Below are 15,998 nucleotides of genomic sequence, written 5' to 3'. Positions count from 1 at the left end.
GAAAAATAATTACCACGGATAGAGTCTTTTTGTTTTTCAAACGCTATTAGTATTAGAAAAAAGGAAGTGTACATGATGATAAAACCTTTTGTACCTCAATTAGTATACATTGAGCCGGGGGCAATGGAGTACCCGCTTGGTGTTCAATTAAAAGAAAAGTTTGAGAAGATGGGAATTGAGATTCGTCAAACAACTTCTCATAATCAAGTGCGTAATATACCGGGAAAAAATGATTTGCAAAAATACCGCAATGCCAAGTCCACTTTAGTAGTTGGTGTGCGTAAAACCTTAAAATTTGATACATCTAAACCATCAGCTGAATATGCAATACCGTTTGCAACAGGGTGTATGGGACACTGTCACTATTGTTACTTACAAACAACAATGGGAAGCAAACCATATATTCGCACGTACGTGAATGTTGAAGAAATATTAGGTCAAGCAGAGCAATATATGCGGGAAAGAGCCCCTCAAATAACGCGATTTGAAGCGGCCTGTACATCTGATATCGTAGGAATTGACCATTTAACACATTCATTAAAGCGTGCGATTGAATATTTTGGGGAAAGTGAACTAGGTCAATTGCGCTTTGTGACTAAGTTTCATCACGTGGATCATTTATTGGATGCTAAACATAATGGCCGCACGCGCTTTCGTTTTAGCATAAATGCGGATTATGTCATTAAAAATTTTGAACCTGGTACATCTCCTCTCGATTACCGGCTTGAGGCTGCTAATAAAGTTGCAAAAGCCGGATATCCACTTGGCTTTATTGTGGCGCCTATTTACATTCATGAAGGTTGGCAAGAGGGATACCGTCAGTTGTTTGAAAAGCTTGATGCTTCTATACCTGAAGAGTCAAGAGATGATATTACATTTGAAATGATTCAGCATCGCTTTACCAAGCCAGCCAAACGAGTGATTGAGAAAAACTATCCGAAAACAAAGCTTGAGATGAATGAAGAAGAGCGCCGCTACAAATGGGGACGTTACGGAATTGGAAAGTATGTATACGCAAAAGATGAAGAACAAGAATTAAGAGAGACGTTGGAATATTACATTGATCAGTATTTTCCAAATGCGAAAATCGAGTATTTTACGTAATTATTCTACAGTAATTGAAAAGTTATTTTGGCATCTTAGTCGAGATAGCTTTTCACTTTTAAATGCAAAAAATAAATTGGTTGCTAATAAGCTGAAAAAAGAGGTTATTTGTATCTCTTGTCGTATTACATACATAAGGGAGGTGACTGAGATGTTAAAAAACGAAGAGTTTGCGCTAACAAAAGAACTAACAAAAGAACAGCAAGAAGCTGCACGAAATTTTATTCAAGTGTTGTTCCAAGAAGATTTATCTGAATTTTGGAACATATTATGTGATATCGATAAGTCTCGTATTTACGGCTTGTATGAAGCAAACCACTATTATGATTCAGATGTTGAACTCCATGGGTTTGTACAAGAAATCAGAGATAATGTAAGAGCTGTTTATGCGCCTCTTCAAAGGCAAGGAGGTATTTCGACGAAGGTTCGATATACAAACGAAGGAAAGATGTATGTATACATATTAGGAAGTGGCGAAAACCCGAAGGTATATCCTGTCGGATTAATGCCTGAGACCTACATTGAAGAAGAACGTTTTTCTCAGCGTCTTCAAATTAGCATTTATAACGATGAGTTTCGAAACGTTGCTCTGTAAACCATATACCAATGGAAAAATAAAGAATAATAAAATTAATTTGTTAAAATAGCAATATTTGGGGTATGTAATAGGTATAACATTAAAAAGGGGTGAAAGAAATGCATTATTATCGTATTTCAGAAGGAGACCATGAAGAGTATTGTGAAACGATTCTGCTTCATGAAAAGAAGTTTTGCAAAGAAACATTTCAATCTATGGTGCGAGAAGCAATGAACAATAAGCCTGGTAAAATTGATCGTGTGGATATTGTTAAATATTTAATTGGTCACCATAGTTTTCAAGTAGCCCACATCGAAGCGGGGTTTCATAGTACATACAGCGAGAAAGTGACATAAAAAAATGCGGCCCATCCTATACAACGAACTTTTCTTTTGAAAAGGGCGCTGTATTTTTTTTTGCTAAAAATAGAATGTTTCTAAGTGATATTCCTTTTAATGGTATAATAGTTAAGTTCTGTAAGATATACATATAAAAATCACAAATACTTTAAAGAGAAAGGGTGAGGAAATATGGAAAAAGAAAGGATAGAAGAGCTTGAACGAAAAATAAGCAGTTTAGAAGAAGACGTAGCCACGCTAAAGTCGCTCGTATATAAAACAAATTCTCCTAGACCAGCAGTTCACGCTCCTCCCAAGCAGCGCCAGGAGACGATTAAACGTCCTGCTCAAACAGCTGCTAAAAGCTCACAGGCAATAGAAGAACCCGTTGATTGGGAAAAAGTTCTTTTTCAAACATGGCTGCCGAGAATTTTTATTTTTGTGTTTATCATTGGCGTGCTATGGGGATTTAAAGCAGCCTCTGACTATGGGTTAATGAATGAAAAAGCAAAAGTTGTTCTCGGCTTTGTTGTTTCGATAGGTTTTGCTGTGACAGGTCATTTCCAAATTAAAAAGGGCAGGCTGGTGCTCGGGCAAGTACTTGTAGGAGGAGCCGTTCCTATTCTCATGTTAACGACGTTTGCGATGCATAGCCTGTATCATTTAACGGGACCAACGCTTGCTTTTATCCTAAATGCGAGCTGGATTATCCTAGGGATTATTGCGACAGTCTTTTATCGTTCGCAGGCATTAGGGATTATTAGCGCAGTGGGAGGCGTACTAGTTCCGTTTCTAATTGAAAGTAATTCGCCTAATGCGCTCGTTTTCGTCGGCTATGAAACGCTTCTGTATATAGCCTTTTTATATGTGGCAGTCAAACAAAAATATTCTATTTTATATGTGCTTTCTGCGGTACTATTAAATCTTACCCTGCTGATTTACTATTCGTTTGTTGGCGATAATGGTGTAAAAGAGTTATTAGGTATGGCGATTCTTATTCAGCATTTATGCTTACTTTCTAGTTTTTTTCTATCAAAGTCCGTACTGCAAATATATGCGTTTACTCTTTTATCAAGTTTAGCAGTTACGTACGGCTGGCTGCTCGCCGTTTTCAACGATGGCACGACTACACTGGTGCTGCTTGCGTTAGTTATTATTTACGCATTCGGTGCTTACGCAGCAAGAAGTTCTAAAGAGAAATTTGAATTTTTTATTACCTATTTAATTGTTGCAGTAGCGTTTTTTATTCATCAGCTCGTCGATTTAAGAGAAGGAGTGATTTTATATGTGATTCAAGGGCTGGCTGTTTACTATATAGCCATGACGTATAAAAATCTTCTTCATCAACTGTTTTCTTATACGATTTATATATTGAGCGCCACGTATATCTTAGTTACGCCAATCGAAGAAGTGCTGTCTTTTCCTACATTAAATTGGCTTGTTGTGTTAGCGTCTATTCTAGTATTTATATGGATCAGCATTCAAAAAACAGAAAAAGATGAGCATGATACGTTCAAAATTGGAGGAAGTATTGTTTTTTCTATTCTTTCTTTAATTTTTGCAACGGAAGTGACGGTCGCTGGCACCAATGATTTTTCCGCTAATACACAAACGCTTATTATGACGGCCGTTTGGCTAGTGCTGTCCATTGCTGCATTCGTGATAGGATCACTTAAAACGTTTAAAACAGCAACGTATGTCGGCGTGGGCATTTTGTTCTTAACACTTTTTAAACTCATTTTATATGATTTACCTTTTATCCCAATAGCTATCCGGGCCCTGTTATTTATCGTCTTAGGAGCTATCGGTTTAATTATTTCGCGACTATTTTATAAAAAGAAGTAGCCAGAAGCTGAAGAGAAATTCTTCAGCTTTATTTATTATAATAGTATTATGTAAACTTAACCTTGAAGTCGTACAAAAAGTATACAATCATGTATAATGGAACAAGTGAATTGGAGGTATACATAAAATGAAATCACTTGTATTAGCAGAAAAGCCAAGTGTAGCACGTGATCTTGCGCGCGTACTTGGCAGCACACAAACAAAAAAAGGGTATATTGAAGGGCCAAAGTATGTCGTAACATGGGCACTTGGTCATTTAGTTGAATTACAAACACCAGAGGATTATGATAACCAATATAAAACATGGCGATTAGAAGATCTGCCAATCATGCCTGAGAAAATGAAATTAAAAGTAATTCGTAAAGTGAGCTCTCAGTTTCGCACAGTATCCGATCTAGCAAAAAGAAAGGATATTGGAGAGTTAATTATTGCGACTGATGCAGGGCGTGAAGGAGAGCTTGTAGCACGCTGGATTATGGACAAGGTACGCTGGAACAAGCCGTTTAAACGCCTTTGGATTTCGTCTCAAACGGATAAAGCAATTCGTGACGGGTTTAAACAGTTAAAGCCAGGAAAAGAGTTTAATCGATTGTATGATTCAGCCGTTTGCCGTTCAGAAGCCGATTGGCTTATCGGTTTAAATGTAACGAGAGCGTTAACGACTAAATACGAAGAACCATTGTCGGCAGGAAGGGTCCAAACACCGACGCTTGCGATGATAATTGAGCGTGAACAAGTGATTAACACATTCAAACCTAGTGAATATTGGACGCTTACAGCTCAGTTTTCATCTTTTGAAGCAGCTTGGCAAAAGGGCAGTGAAAAGCGCATTTTTGATGAAAAACGCGCAAAAGAGCTGCACTCAAAATTATCAGGTGAGGCAGTTGTAAAAACAATTAAGCGCAAAATGCATAAAGAAGCGCAGCCGCTTCCTTATGACTTAAACGAACTGCAGCGAGATGCTAACAAACGCTTTAACTTCTCTGCTAAGAAGACATTAAATGTACTTCAAAAGCTATATGAACAGCATAAGTTAGTCACCTATCCACGTACTGATTCCCGTTATTTAACAACAGATATGGTTTCTACTATGAAAGAGCGTTTGGAAAGCATCTCTGCTGTATATAAAGAAGAGGTTCGTCCAATTTTAAGAAATGCACAGCTGCCAAAGCGAGTGGTTAATAACGAAAAAGTAAGTGATCACCATGCTATTATCGTGACGGATCAGCCTGTGTTTTTACAAGACCTATCAGCTGATGAACGAAAGCTGTATGACTTAATTGCAAAGCGATTTATTTCATTATTTTATCCCGCATATGAGTATGAAGTGGTTAAAGCAGAGCTTGAAGTAAACGGGGAACAGTTAGTAGCAAGCGGAAAGCAAGTCGTGAATGTAGGCTTCAAAAAAGTTTCTGGCGGAGACTCAGAAGTAACGGTGAAGCTGCCTGATATGGAAGAAGGCAGCAAGCTGCTCATTCAGGATGTAAAGATGAAAAGTGCATTTACAGAGCCGCCGCAGCGCTATACAGAAGCAGATCTTCTTGGACAAATGGAAAAACATAATTTAGGTACGCCGGCAACACGTGCAGATATTATTGAAAAGCTTCTGCAAAATGAATCTATTGATCGCCAAAACAATCGTCTGCATGCAACCAAAAAAGGAAAGCAGCTGATTGACTTAGTAGCGGACGAGTTAAAGTCTCCTGAGCTTACGGCTAAATGGGAACGTGACTTAGAAGCCATTGCTAAAGGAAAAGGAAATGCAAAAGAGTTTCTAACAAATATTCGTGAGCAAACGGAAAAGCTGGTTAAACAAGTAAAAACAAGTAATCAAACGTACAAACCCCATAATTTAACGGGCTCTAAATGTCCAGAATGCGGTTCGTTCTTAAAAGAAAAGAAAACAAAGCAAGGCAGAGTGCTCGTTTGTTCAAGCCTTGAGTGCAGCTATAGACGCGCAAAAGACCCTAAACTATCGAACCGACGCTGTCCGCAATGTCATAAACGAATGGAAATTCACTCAGGAAAAGCAGGGACGTACTTCCAATGCCGTTCATGTCAAGTAGTGGAAAAAGCTGAGGACAAAAAGAAAAAGATTTCAAAGCGAGAAGAACGAAAGCTTCTTAACAAATACAACGATGACGGAGCATTTGGTTCAAGCTTGGGGGATGCTTTAAAACAAGCTCTTCAAGATAAAAAAGATAAGTAACGTAGAAAAGTGCGATACCATGGTATCGCACTTTTTTGGTATAGTATGGATTAAGAGATGAGTAAGCAAGGTGGCGTGGAACAATGAAAAGAAAAAGCAAGGGAATGGATCGTTTAATTGCGTTCTTTATAGCAGGAACGATGGTGCTAATCATTTTAGCTATCTTAATGGGAAGCTACTTTTTTGGTTTTATAGGCTTCCTTAAAGTGATGGGAGTGGAATATGACTCTTACTGGGCTATATGTTTATTTCTATTTTTTATTTTTGTGTTTGGCTCTGTCACAGAGCTTTTTTCAAAGGCACTTATTTTTTTAATGAAGAATGCTAGGATGAACAGAGTACTATTTATAACATCTGCAGCTTTTGTGGATATCTTTTTTACTTTTCTATCAGTTTATATAGCAGACTTGCTTGTGAGCGGAATCACTGTATCTATTTTAGCGGTGACTCTTTTATCCGTCTTATTCTTTTGTATGGAGAGTGCATTGGATAGTGAGTTTCTACGTGAAAAAAAAAGACTGATGAAGTTTTTCATCAGCAACGCATCAACAAAAAAAGCGCATCATATCAAGCTTCAACGCTATTTAAAGAACTCTGTAACATATTTTTTTAAAAAAGTATGTGATTTTTTTCACATATCTCTTGAAAAAGGACAAACATGTTTGTATAATAAGAATTGTAAAAGATATGTGAAACATTTCACAATATATGTGAATAACTTCACAATATCATATTTTCTATAATCCTAAGGGGGATATCATCTATGAAAATTGCAGTAGTAGGGTGTACACATGCAGGAACAGCAGCAGTAAAAAATATGGCAGAACTTTATCCAGAAGCTAAAATTACAGTTTATGAGCGAAATGATAATGTTTCATTTTTGTCTTGTGGAATTGCGCTCTATGTAGGCGGGATCGTAAAAGATGCAAATGGCTTATTTTACTCTTCACCGTCTGAATTGCAGGAGATGGGTGTAAATATGAAAATGAAACATGAAGTGACGAATATTGATACAGAAGACAAAAAAATAGCAGTGCGAAACTTAGAAACAAACGAAGAATTTGAAGATACATTTGATAAATTAGTAATGACAACTGGATCATGGCCGATTATTCCAAACCTTGAAGGCATCGATCTAAATAATGTTGTGCTTTGTAAAAATTATCAGCATGCCAATCACATTATTGAAAAAGCAAAACAAGCAAAAAAAATCGCCGTAATTGGTGCTGGTTATATCGGTGCAGAATTAGTAGAAGCCTTCGAAGTGTATGGAAAAGAAGTCACGTTTATTGATAGTGCGGATCGCATTTTAAATAAATATCTTGATCCAGAATTTACGAACCTAATGGAAACTGAGTTTGAAAATCGCGGAGTTACATTAGCATTAAACCAAGCGGTTACTAAATTTGCAGGCAGCGATGGACGTGTTGAAAAAGTAGTGACAACTGAAGGTGAATACGAAGCGGATCTTGTGATTTTGTGTGTTGGCTTCCGTCCAAACACAGACTTAGTAAAAGGACAGGTCGACATGCTTCCAAACGGCGCAATTGTGGTTGATGAATATATGCAAACAAGCAAAAAAGATATATTTGCTGCCGGAGATAGCTGTGCGATTTACTACAATCCGATTAAGAAACATACCTATATTCCGCTTGCTACAAATGCGGTTAGAATGGGAACATTAGTAGCTCAAAACCTTGTTAAGCCGACGATTAAGTATATGGGAACACAAGGGACATCAGGGTTGCATATTTATGATTACAATGTTGCGTCTACCGGCATAACTGAAACAGCGGCTTCTCTTTTTGATATGAATGTGAAAAGTATCACAATCTCTGAAAATAACCGACCAGAATTCATGCCAACGTACGAAAATATCACGTTAAAAGTAGTATACGAAGAAGAAACAAGACGAATTGTAGGAGCGCAGGTTATTTCTAAAATTGATGCCACTCAAGCAATCAATACATTGTCTGTATGCGTACAGCAAGAAATGACCATCGATGAGCTTGGCTTTATGGACTTTTTCTTTCAACCCCACTTTAATAAGCCTTGGCATTTCTTAAACCAAGCAGGGCTTCAAGCGCTTAAAGCATAAAAAAGCAGGTGACTACCTGCTTTTTTTTATGTGGATTTTATTATCTTTTTGATTTTTATTTTAGCAGGTTTAAAGCGGATCCATCCTATGATAAGAAGAATAAAAGGATATAAAGCTCCTATCAAAAAACTATAAGGAATCCACGTTTCGGCTAACCATGTTTTTTGATAAGTAATGCTTGGGTACACAATAATGGAAAAAGTCGCAACGATTAATCCCATCGGTAACGTTAAAAAGCGGGTTTCAGCAATGTTGAAAATTTGACACAGTCCAGCGATGGAAGCATGAAAATAATTAGTGTTATATTTTCCTGAAAAATAATTACTTATACTGAAGGAGCATTTTTTATGAAAGGTTTTTGGCTTTTTATCCATTGCTAGAACGCCGCTTTTTGTTTTGAATAAACCCTGCAATTAAAAGGAAAAGTGGATATAGGATGCCTACAAGTAAGCTGTAGGGAATCCACGTTTTTGTATCCCAATCCTTTTGATAAGAAACGCTTGGATACACAATAAGGGAAAGTGTAATCATGATGAGTGCGACTGGAAAAGAAAATAGCTTGTAGTCCTTTATATGAAATACATTGGCAAACCCCAAAAGAGTAGCGTAAAAGTAAATGCAAAGCTTAAAAAAGAGAGTAATGAACCACAAAATAGCAATGACTACTTCAATTCCTTGAAGAAAGTTTCCTACATCAATTCTTCTTCCTAATTCATAGCTTGGAAACATGGTGATTTGGGAGTAATAAGGACCAAGTACTAAAATCCCGAGTAAGATTAACGTCACCATCACTAGTCCACCGGCTATATTACCTGCATAAAAAGATTGAGTTGCCTTTTTCGTGTCTGGTGTGTGTGAAGGGAAAATCATAAGCAGGATAGTATAAGTCAAAGAACTCATGCTTAAAAACGTTAAAACAGCACGAATAAAAGCTTTTGGATGTATTTCCAACACAGGCTGAATATACTCTATTTTAATTTGCGGAATCATAGACAAAATAAGAAGTCCAAACAATCCGACAAACCAAGGGAATAAAATCTCGGCACTTCGTGCAATCACTTCTATTCCTAGACGCACTCCTACGATGACGACACCCATAAATGCAATGTGGATGGCTGTGAGCGGCGTGTAGGGAAGGATTTGAGTGGTAAGAAAATTTCCTACATAGTAAAGAACTTGACTGCTGATAAATAAATTAGATAACACAAAAACAGCAGAAACAATCTTTCCAAATAGTTTGCCTAAAATTTTTTCGTTCATTTCCATCAGCGTAAGCGTGGGAAACATTTTTCCTAGTGAGGTAAAAAGCAAAACTAAGCCAATTCCTGATGCTACGCCGAAGAGTGCTGCAATCCAGGCATCTTGATGAGCATCAGCTGTAATAGCGGCAGGTACAACAATAATTGTGCTTCCGATGCTATATAAAGTTACTAATTTGCGAAACTGTGCAGCTGAAATATTGATTTCATTAAGCAAAATGAGCACATCCTTTTGCCATATACACGAATTAAGTGATCCAACGGAATAATAAGTGACTTAAAGGTTGAAACATTACTTCTACCCAATCAGAAGGGTTCGGTAGAGGCAGCCGAAAGATTTTTGCAAGAGCGATTATGATACTGATTGTCATGAACACCATAAAAATGTTCCGTTCTTTTTTATGAGAGTGTTGAGGTAATCTTTTCATTTCCATCCGTATAATCCCTGCACAAATGATCAAAAAGGAAAGAAACAAGTGCATGCAGTCAACCCCAATACATTTTTCGTTCAGATAAGCTATTCGTATGATGTCCGCTAAAGAAAGTGATTATACATTTCTGTAAAATATAGAAAGTATTTCAGGAGATAGAAGATATTTTATAGAGCCCTTAAATGATTGAGTGATTTGTTATGAGGAGTAGTCACTTAGCTTTAACTTATTGAAGCGTCGTATGAATAAGTAGAAAAATGCCACACTAAAGAGTGAACAAATGGAAAGGAGCACTATGATGAAAAAATTCCCATATAATAAAGATAAACAACAATCGTTTCAAGCAGCACAGCAGGGGCATAAAGAAGCAGTAGATGCATATGAACAGGCAAATGAAGCTAAAAATGATGCATCGTATGGACATGAAGCGAAGCAAGCGATAGGTGAAGTAAATGAAGCCTCTCAGCAAATTGAGAACGCGCTTGAAAATGCTTCTGAAACCCAGCGTCAGCGTTTAAACGAATTTCAGCAAGATATAAAAGATATGGAAAACGACCTTAATCAATAAAAGAGCCGCTGTTTTACTTAGAGCAGGTTCACAATAGGGTATAAATTGCAAAAGCAGAAGATAATGAACTTCTGCTTTTTTTTGCGTAAGAAGTATTTACGCTCATTTTCCAGTAATTCATTACATGCCAGAATTATTTAAAAAAATTACAGATAGGGAGTATGATTCTGCAGAAATAATTTCTCATAGAATCTTCGTTCGGATTTTTTATTGGTAGGATGAACGTAGATTTCATGTATGTAGGTGCTTCTAGCTGTTGTTTGGAGGGCAAGGCGAAGACTCCTGCAGAAAAAGCGGAAGAGGTGAGACCCCGCAGGAGCGTATGCGAAGAGGAGGCTCAACGGCCGCCTGCGGAAAGCGGAATTTTGCACGGAAATCAACAGTGGTGTAACAAATAATCCATCATTCCATTCTTATTTTAAAAGGTATAGAAGTTAAAAAAGTAAGAATCCTAATAAAAACAGAACGATAAGAATGGAAAGGGATTGTGACAGGAAATATGCTAATAAATATACTAATAATGATTGTCGTATTGTACTTCATATATGTATTTGTAACTGCAGTGGTACTGTTTTATGTCCCTTCGCACAAGGGAAAAGACTTAAAAGTAATGAATACTGAGAATTTTTATGGAAAGAAAGAATCCACAGACCGCGTTATGCTTTTGGAAAACGGTTATTTTTCAGGGCTTGTTCGGATGCAGATGATTCAAGAAGCGAGGCATACAATTGATATTGCGTACTTTTCTATCGGTAAAGGTCGTTCTTCGGATTTACTTATGGGGGCTTTATTCGAAGCTGCAGATCGAGGTATACGTATTCGAGTGCTGTTAGACGGGATCTCTCACGGATTAAAAGGCAAGAGAAAAAATGTTCTTTATGCTCTAGCTTCCCATCATAATATTGAATTAAAGTACTATGAACCCTTTGCTATGTTTAAACCTTGGACATGGCATAACCGTCTTCACGATAAAATAATAGTAGTCGATGGTCAATTAGGTATTAGTGGAGGACGAAATATTGGAGATAAATACTTGGCCAGTCAACCAGATAAAAATTTTGTCTATGACCGCGATGTGCTGATTTATAACACAAAGCAAGAAAGTCATAGTGTTATTGTCTCCATGGAGAAGTATGTAGAGAAATTATGGAACCACCCGTATACCCGAAAAGCTTTTCCGAAGCTCAAGAAAACTAAACAATTTCGTGGCCTTTCAGGAAAGAAATTGTTAATAGATCAATACGAAGAGGCCAAAAAAGCAAATGAACCTTTTGTCCATCCTTATATTGTATGGAGAGAATCAACGATGCCTACAAGAAAGGTTTCTTTTATTACAAATCCTATTCAACGAATGAATAAAAGCCCTTTTATATGGAGAACGTTTATTAAGCTTTCCCAGCAAGCTGAAAAATCCATTGTCGTTCAAAGTCCTTATATTGTACCAACAAAAGAGATGGAACAGTATATAGATAAGAGAGTAAAACCAAAAGTGCAAAGAATTATTTTAACTAATTCTATTACATCCACTCCAAATGCTATGGCTTTTTCTGCATACTTGGGAGTAAAGAATCGCGTTATAAAAGCTGGTTCGAAGCTTTATGAATATCAAAAGCCTTATTCAATTCACGGGAAATCTGTTGTTTATGATCAGCGTTTAAGTGCAGTTGGTTCTTTTAACTTAGATTCACGTTCTGTATTTTTAAACACTGAATCCATGGTTATGATAGATAGTGAAGAATTTGCAGCCGAGCTAACAGGAGCTATTGAAACCAAAATTTCTCACAGTATGCTTGTGGGAAATGAGGGGGAACCTGTGGATTTTAATACGGATTCTCAAAAAAACGTGCCTCCTGTAAAATCTGCACTTCTACATATTCTTTCGGTCTTTACAAGATTTTGGAGACATTTTGTATAGTACTGTGTTAGAGCAGAGTCTCTAAAAACAAATAGCAAAGATTAAAGAAGACTGCAGCTGGTGAAAGGAATGTGTAAAAAGCTGTGATATGCCTCACAGTTTTTTTGAAGCCGCTAGTACTAGTTATGATTCATCAAAAGACCTATTGACGAAATTACATATATGTTTTATTATAATATAGCGTCGTTAATAAACGAGGTTCTTTGAAGAAATCATTTCTAGGGGCATAGTTTAAAGGTAGAACTACGGTCTCCAAAACCGTCAGTGTGGGTTCGATTCCTACTGCCCCTGCCATTTTGGAGTTATCTCTTAATTCACACGCGGGTGTGGCGGAATTGGCAGACGCGCTAGACTTAGGATCTAGTGTCTTATGACGTGGGGGTTCAAGTCCCTTCACCCGCATCTTTACTTCATATATGCGCGGAAGTAGTTCAGTGGTAGAACACCACCTTGCCAAGGTGGGGGTCGCGAGTTCGAACCTCGTCTTCCGCTTCTTTTCAAAAGCAGTTTGCATGTGCAAACTGCTTTTTTTGTTGTAGAAATAAAGATTTTTACGATGCTGTTTTTAATCAGAAATAGTTTATTAAAGCAGTGCTGTTTATACGCGTTGTTTTCATGAATATACACATATTATTGGGGTTACATTAAAAGCTAATGAACGATACGTGAAGACATCTAATATGGTTTTTAAGATAGGGGAGAGTCCTATGGAATCTAGTTGGTTTTCAATTATACCGTTTTTAATTGTTATTCCAATAGCTATTTTCACCAAACAAGTGTTGCCAGGGTTGTTTTTAGGCTTATTAGTAGGTGCTTATTTGATTGATCATTCGATTGTCGGAGGTGTTGAAAAGCTACTTCACTACGTTGTACAAGCTCTTAGAAATAAAAGTAATATAGAAATCGTCGTCTTTTTGTACGCGTTTTCAGGGCTTATCGGAATGATTAAGATTGCTGGAGGAGTTAAAGGTTTTGTGGAAACAGCTGCAGAAAGAATTGATACAAGAAAAAAAGCACTTATTTTAACCTATGTTTCAACTATTGGAACATTTAGTGCTCCCACATTTCGTTTTGTGACGATCGCGCCCATCATGAGAGCGCTGCTGAAAAAAGTGAAAATGACGACAGCAGAGCTAGGGTTTGTTATTGAAACAACTGCTACCCCTGTTATCGTCTTAATTCCCGTGGCAACGGCATTTGTAGGATATATGGTATCAATCATTCAAATGGCAATTGATCATCAAGGCATAAAACAAGACGCTTATTCTTTATTCATTCAAAGCATTCCTTATAATTTCTTTTCGATTGTGATTATTTTAGTAGGGATTTATTTCAGCTTTTTTCATCATTCAACATCTACCGCTCCTATGAAGCTCGAGGAAGAAGACGAAAAAGATTGGCATGATTGTCATCCTTGCGTGTCGAAGGATTTGCCTTCTAAGCCTTGGAATTTGTTAGTACCTTTACTTGTTGTGATTTCACTTACCTTACTTTTAACATGGTGGAGTGGACATCATAAGAGCCACAGCTTTTTTGAAGCATTTATTAAAGCAGACGTGTTAGAAGCGATGGTAGTAGCTTTAATTATCACTACGTTAATTACCCTCATTTTTTTCTTGTTTCAGCGCTTTACATTACAGAATTTGCTTAATGGTTTTATCACAGGAGGTAATGACTTAATGTCCGTTATTCTGCTGTTATCGGTAGTATGGGGATTATCCGCTGTTACAGAAGACTTAGGTTTTTCAAATTTTGTGACGGCACATTCTAAGTGGATTCCTCAAATGTTTGTCACTCCTTTTATGTTTATCTTTGGAGCTGCTATTTCTTACTTTATCGGATCTGCTTGGGGAACGTGGGGAATTTTAATGCCGCTTGGCGTATCGCTTGCAAGTTCTGCAGATCTTTCTTTGCCATTAATTATCGGTGCGGTGTTTGCAAGCGGTTCCTTTGGAGCATTTTCTTCACCTTTGAGCGACGATACGAATACCATCGCCAAAATATTAGATTTATCTGTTATTGAATATGCCAAATATAAATTAAAGCCAGCTTTAATTGCAGCGGGAATAACAGTTGCTTTCTATCTTGTTGTATCTTTCTTGTTTTAAATGAGGGAGTAGCTATCTATTCTTCACTTTTCATTTTTTTTAGCTTAACGTATGCATACAGCCCTAGTGATAGGCACACTAGCATGATACAAGTAAGCGGAAATAAGATGGTATTAACAAAATGATCATAAAACCATATATACACGAACATCACCTCGATAATTTTAACGCTATTTTTTCTATTTATTAGAGATATACTATCTGTGCTGCTTCTTCCTATTTTTTCAAAAAGGCGATAATCAGAAGCAGTATAGGTACGATAGAAAATAGCGGCATATGTAAAAGAAATCTCGCTACGTGCAGCCCTTCATAAAGGTGTTCTTGAAAATTACTAGCGATTGTAATCGACAAAAATAACACAATGATACCTAAAGGATACGCTAGACGTGAAGGCGATTTAATTTTAAATAAAGTAGCTGTACCTATTAATAAAGGTAAGGTTCTCAGAAAGCAAATTCTTAAAAGAAGACTCTGCTTGTTCACTGCTTGTTTGATTTGCCTGAGAGCGAAGATTATTTGTAGATTTTTGATTTTTAAAGAACGAAGGCATAAATGAAAGCACCCTTACTGTATTTTTTATTAATTTGACCAAAAACCGTATAATTATGTAATTTTTAACAAATCATCTTTTGCATGACGGTAAATGAAAATGACGAACCTATGAGGTAAGTAACGATTAGGTGAGGAGTGAAAGGAATGAAAATTATTGGAGTTAGCCTGCTGCTATTTGGATCTGTGATCGCTCTTTCTGTAGGAATTGATCTTTTTCAAGGAACGAACGTACTGCAGGCACTATACAATGCATTAAGCCCGTTTCGTGTAATGGAAGTGGCCGAATTATTTGTCCTTTTTTCTCTTTTATTTTTCTTTTTCGCAGAGTCCCTTTATCTTCTTTTAAAGAAGCGGCAACAAAAACAACAGTAACTTGGTGCAAAGAGGTGTTTATCTCTTTACTATCGAAACAAACGTATAGAAAGATAGCTTTGAGATAGGGGAGATCGACATGAATATTGAGACTAACAGATTACTAATACGCAAATTTAACTATGAAGATTGGCAAGATGTCTACGCATATACATCTGATGTTCATGTCATGAAGTACATACCAGAAGGTGTTTTTAGTAAGGATGATGCGAAGAAATTTGTAAATGAAAATATGGAAGAAAATATTAAAAATTTTCCAGTTGTATTAAAAAACGAAAAAATCCTAATTGGTCATATCGTCTTTTTCAACTATTTTGGGGACCATACTTATGAAATTGGCTGGGTATTTAATTCTCTCTATCATCAGAAAGGATATGCGTCAGAAGCGGCAAAAGCAATCGTGGACTACGCCTTTAATACAATGAACCTCCATCGGATTATTGCTACTTGTCAACCTGAGAATACGTCTTCTTATCGTGTTATGGAAAAGATCGGGATGAGAAGAGAAGGGTATTTTAAAAAATGTATTCCAACTGAAAAAGGATGGTGGGATGAATATTATTACGCGGTTTTAAAGGAAGAGTGGAAATGAGCTTTACTTTTACGAAATTGCATTTTCCGA

15 protein-coding genes and 3 tRNA genes are annotated in these 15,998 nt (G+C 36.9%); 16 read left to right on the top strand and 2 right to left on the bottom strand.

The features are described 5' to 3' along the window. Positions 1–75 precede the first annotated feature (75 nt). The 7 genes from splB to N178_RS03100 all read left to right on the top strand — a co-directional run bounded on the left by splB (position 76) and on the right by N178_RS03100 (position 8,171). Entirely contained in the window at positions 76–1,104 is a 1,029-nt protein-coding gene (gene splB, locus N178_RS03130; protein WP_045290385.1) for a spore photoproduct lyase, read from the top strand. Between the two features lie 151 nt (positions 1,105–1,255). Then, positions 1,256–1,699 (top strand): hypothetical protein, encoded by a 444-nt coding sequence (locus N178_RS03125; protein ID WP_045290383.1) that lies wholly within the window; start codon positions 1,256–1,258, stop codon positions 1,697–1,699. A 101-nt stretch (positions 1,700–1,800) separates the two neighbouring features. After that, positions 1,801–2,037: a hypothetical protein gene (locus N178_RS03120; protein ID WP_013056931.1), complete on the top strand. Its 237-nt coding sequence runs from the start codon at positions 1,801–1,803 to the stop codon at positions 2,035–2,037. 174 nt (positions 2,038–2,211) lie between these two features. After that, the gene (locus N178_RS03115; protein ID WP_045290380.1) at positions 2,212–3,864 is read left to right on the top strand and encodes a DUF2339 domain-containing protein; all 1,653 of its coding nucleotides are present in this window, start codon (positions 2,212–2,214) and stop codon (positions 3,862–3,864) included. A 127-nt stretch (positions 3,865–3,991) separates the two neighbouring features. Continuing rightward, on the top strand, positions 3,992–6,073 hold the full coding sequence (locus N178_RS03110) for a DNA topoisomerase III (protein WP_045290378.1): 2,082 nt from the start codon (positions 3,992–3,994) through the stop codon (positions 6,071–6,073). An 83-nt stretch (positions 6,074–6,156) separates the two neighbouring features. Then, entirely contained in the window at positions 6,157–6,816 is a 660-nt protein-coding gene (locus tag N178_RS03105) for a YrvL family regulatory protein (RefSeq protein ID WP_237758383.1), read from the top strand. 20 nt (positions 6,817–6,836) lie between these two features. Further along, positions 6,837–8,171 (top strand): FAD-dependent oxidoreductase, encoded by a 1,335-nt coding sequence (locus N178_RS03100; protein ID WP_045290375.1) that lies wholly within the window; start codon positions 6,837–6,839, stop codon positions 8,169–8,171. Between the two features lie 26 nt (positions 8,172–8,197). Here the strand turns inward: N178_RS03100 and N178_RS03095 are convergent, their stop codons facing one another. Both N178_RS03095 and N178_RS03090 read right to left on the bottom strand, forming a co-directional pair. Beyond that, positions 8,198–8,545: a hypothetical protein gene (locus N178_RS03095; protein ID WP_045290373.1), complete on the bottom strand. Its 348-nt coding sequence runs from the start codon at positions 8,543–8,545 to the stop codon at positions 8,198–8,200. Further along, positions 8,538–9,656, bottom strand: coding sequence for a GerAB/ArcD/ProY family transporter (locus tag N178_RS03090; protein ID WP_237758382.1), 1,119 nt, complete (start codon positions 9,654–9,656; stop codon positions 8,538–8,540). Before N178_RS03090 ends, N178_RS03095 begins: the two co-directional genes overlap by 8 nt. 503 nt (positions 9,657–10,159) lie before the next feature. Here N178_RS03090 and N178_RS03080 point away from each other — a divergent pair. The 9 genes from N178_RS03080 to N178_RS03045 all read left to right on the top strand — a co-directional run bounded on the left by N178_RS03080 (position 10,160) and on the right by N178_RS03045 (position 15,968). Next, positions 10,160–10,429: a hypothetical protein gene (locus N178_RS03080; RefSeq protein WP_045290367.1), complete on the top strand. Its 270-nt coding sequence runs from the start codon at positions 10,160–10,162 to the stop codon at positions 10,427–10,429. Positions 10,430–10,685: 256 nt separating this feature from the next. Continuing rightward, a complete protein-coding gene (locus N178_RS27745) occupies positions 10,686–10,820 on the top strand; it encodes a hypothetical protein (protein WP_272946310.1) in 135 nt (44 codons plus the stop codon). Positions 10,821–10,949: 129 nt separating this feature from the next. Further along, positions 10,950–12,344: a phospholipase D-like domain-containing protein gene (locus N178_RS03075; RefSeq protein ID WP_045290365.1), complete on the top strand. Its 1,395-nt coding sequence runs from the start codon at positions 10,950–10,952 to the stop codon at positions 12,342–12,344. Between the two features lie 220 nt (positions 12,345–12,564). Continuing rightward, positions 12,565–12,638, top strand: a tRNA-Trp gene (locus N178_RS03070). Between the two features lie 26 nt (positions 12,639–12,664). Next, positions 12,665–12,746, top strand: a tRNA-Leu gene (locus N178_RS03065). Positions 12,747–12,764: 18 nt separating this feature from the next. Next, positions 12,765–12,836 (top strand) — tRNA-Gly (locus N178_RS03060). A 215-nt stretch (positions 12,837–13,051) separates the two neighbouring features. Further along, positions 13,052–14,452: a Na+/H+ antiporter NhaC family protein gene (locus N178_RS03055; protein WP_045290363.1), complete on the top strand. Its 1,401-nt coding sequence runs from the start codon at positions 13,052–13,054 to the stop codon at positions 14,450–14,452. 696 nt (positions 14,453–15,148) lie between these two features. Next, positions 15,149–15,376, top strand: a complete 228-nt coding sequence (locus tag N178_RS03050; protein WP_045290361.1) for a YczF family membrane protein — start codon at positions 15,149–15,151, stop codon at positions 15,374–15,376. Positions 15,377–15,455: 79 nt separating this feature from the next. Beyond that, complete coding sequence (locus N178_RS03045; RefSeq protein ID WP_045290359.1) at positions 15,456–15,968, top strand: GNAT family N-acetyltransferase; 513 nt, start codon at positions 15,456–15,458, stop codon at positions 15,966–15,968. The last annotated feature ends 30 nt before the right edge of the window (positions 15,969–15,998 follow it).

The organism is Priestia aryabhattai B8W22, assembly GCF_000956595.1.
Taxonomy (GTDB): Bacteria; Bacillota; Bacilli; order Bacillales; family Bacillaceae_H; genus Priestia; species Priestia aryabhattai.
This window is presented reverse-complemented; position numbering and strand designations above follow the sequence as displayed.

Coding starts and splice junctions, on each gene's coding strand:
- N178_RS03080 (WP_045290367.1), top strand. CDS start 10,160: ATGAAAAAATTCCCATATAATAAAGATAAACAACAATCGTTTCAAGCA.
- N178_RS03095 (WP_045290373.1), bottom strand. CDS start 8,545: ATGGATAAAAAGCCAAAAACCTTTCATAAAAAATGCTCCTTCAGTATA.
- N178_RS03075 (WP_045290365.1), top strand. CDS start 10,950: ATGATTGTCGTATTGTACTTCATATATGTATTTGTAACTGCAGTGGTA.
- N178_RS03105 (WP_237758383.1), top strand. CDS start 6,157: ATGAAAAGAAAAAGCAAGGGAATGGATCGTTTAATTGCGTTCTTTATA.
- N178_RS03115 (WP_045290380.1), top strand. CDS start 2,212: ATGGAAAAAGAAAGGATAGAAGAGCTTGAACGAAAAATAAGCAGTTTA.
- N178_RS03120 (WP_013056931.1), top strand. CDS start 1,801: ATGCATTATTATCGTATTTCAGAAGGAGACCATGAAGAGTATTGTGAA.
- splB (WP_045290385.1), top strand. CDS start 76: ATGATAAAACCTTTTGTACCTCAATTAGTATACATTGAGCCGGGGGCA.
- N178_RS03055 (WP_045290363.1), top strand. CDS start 13,052: ATGGAATCTAGTTGGTTTTCAATTATACCGTTTTTAATTGTTATTCCA.
- N178_RS03125 (WP_045290383.1), top strand. CDS start 1,256: ATGTTAAAAAACGAAGAGTTTGCGCTAACAAAAGAACTAACAAAAGAA.
- N178_RS03100 (WP_045290375.1), top strand. CDS start 6,837: ATGAAAATTGCAGTAGTAGGGTGTACACATGCAGGAACAGCAGCAGTA.
- N178_RS03110 (WP_045290378.1), top strand. CDS start 3,992: ATGAAATCACTTGTATTAGCAGAAAAGCCAAGTGTAGCACGTGATCTT.
- N178_RS03045 (WP_045290359.1), top strand. CDS start 15,456: ATGAATATTGAGACTAACAGATTACTAATACGCAAATTTAACTATGAA.
- N178_RS03050 (WP_045290361.1), top strand. CDS start 15,149: ATGAAAATTATTGGAGTTAGCCTGCTGCTATTTGGATCTGTGATCGCT.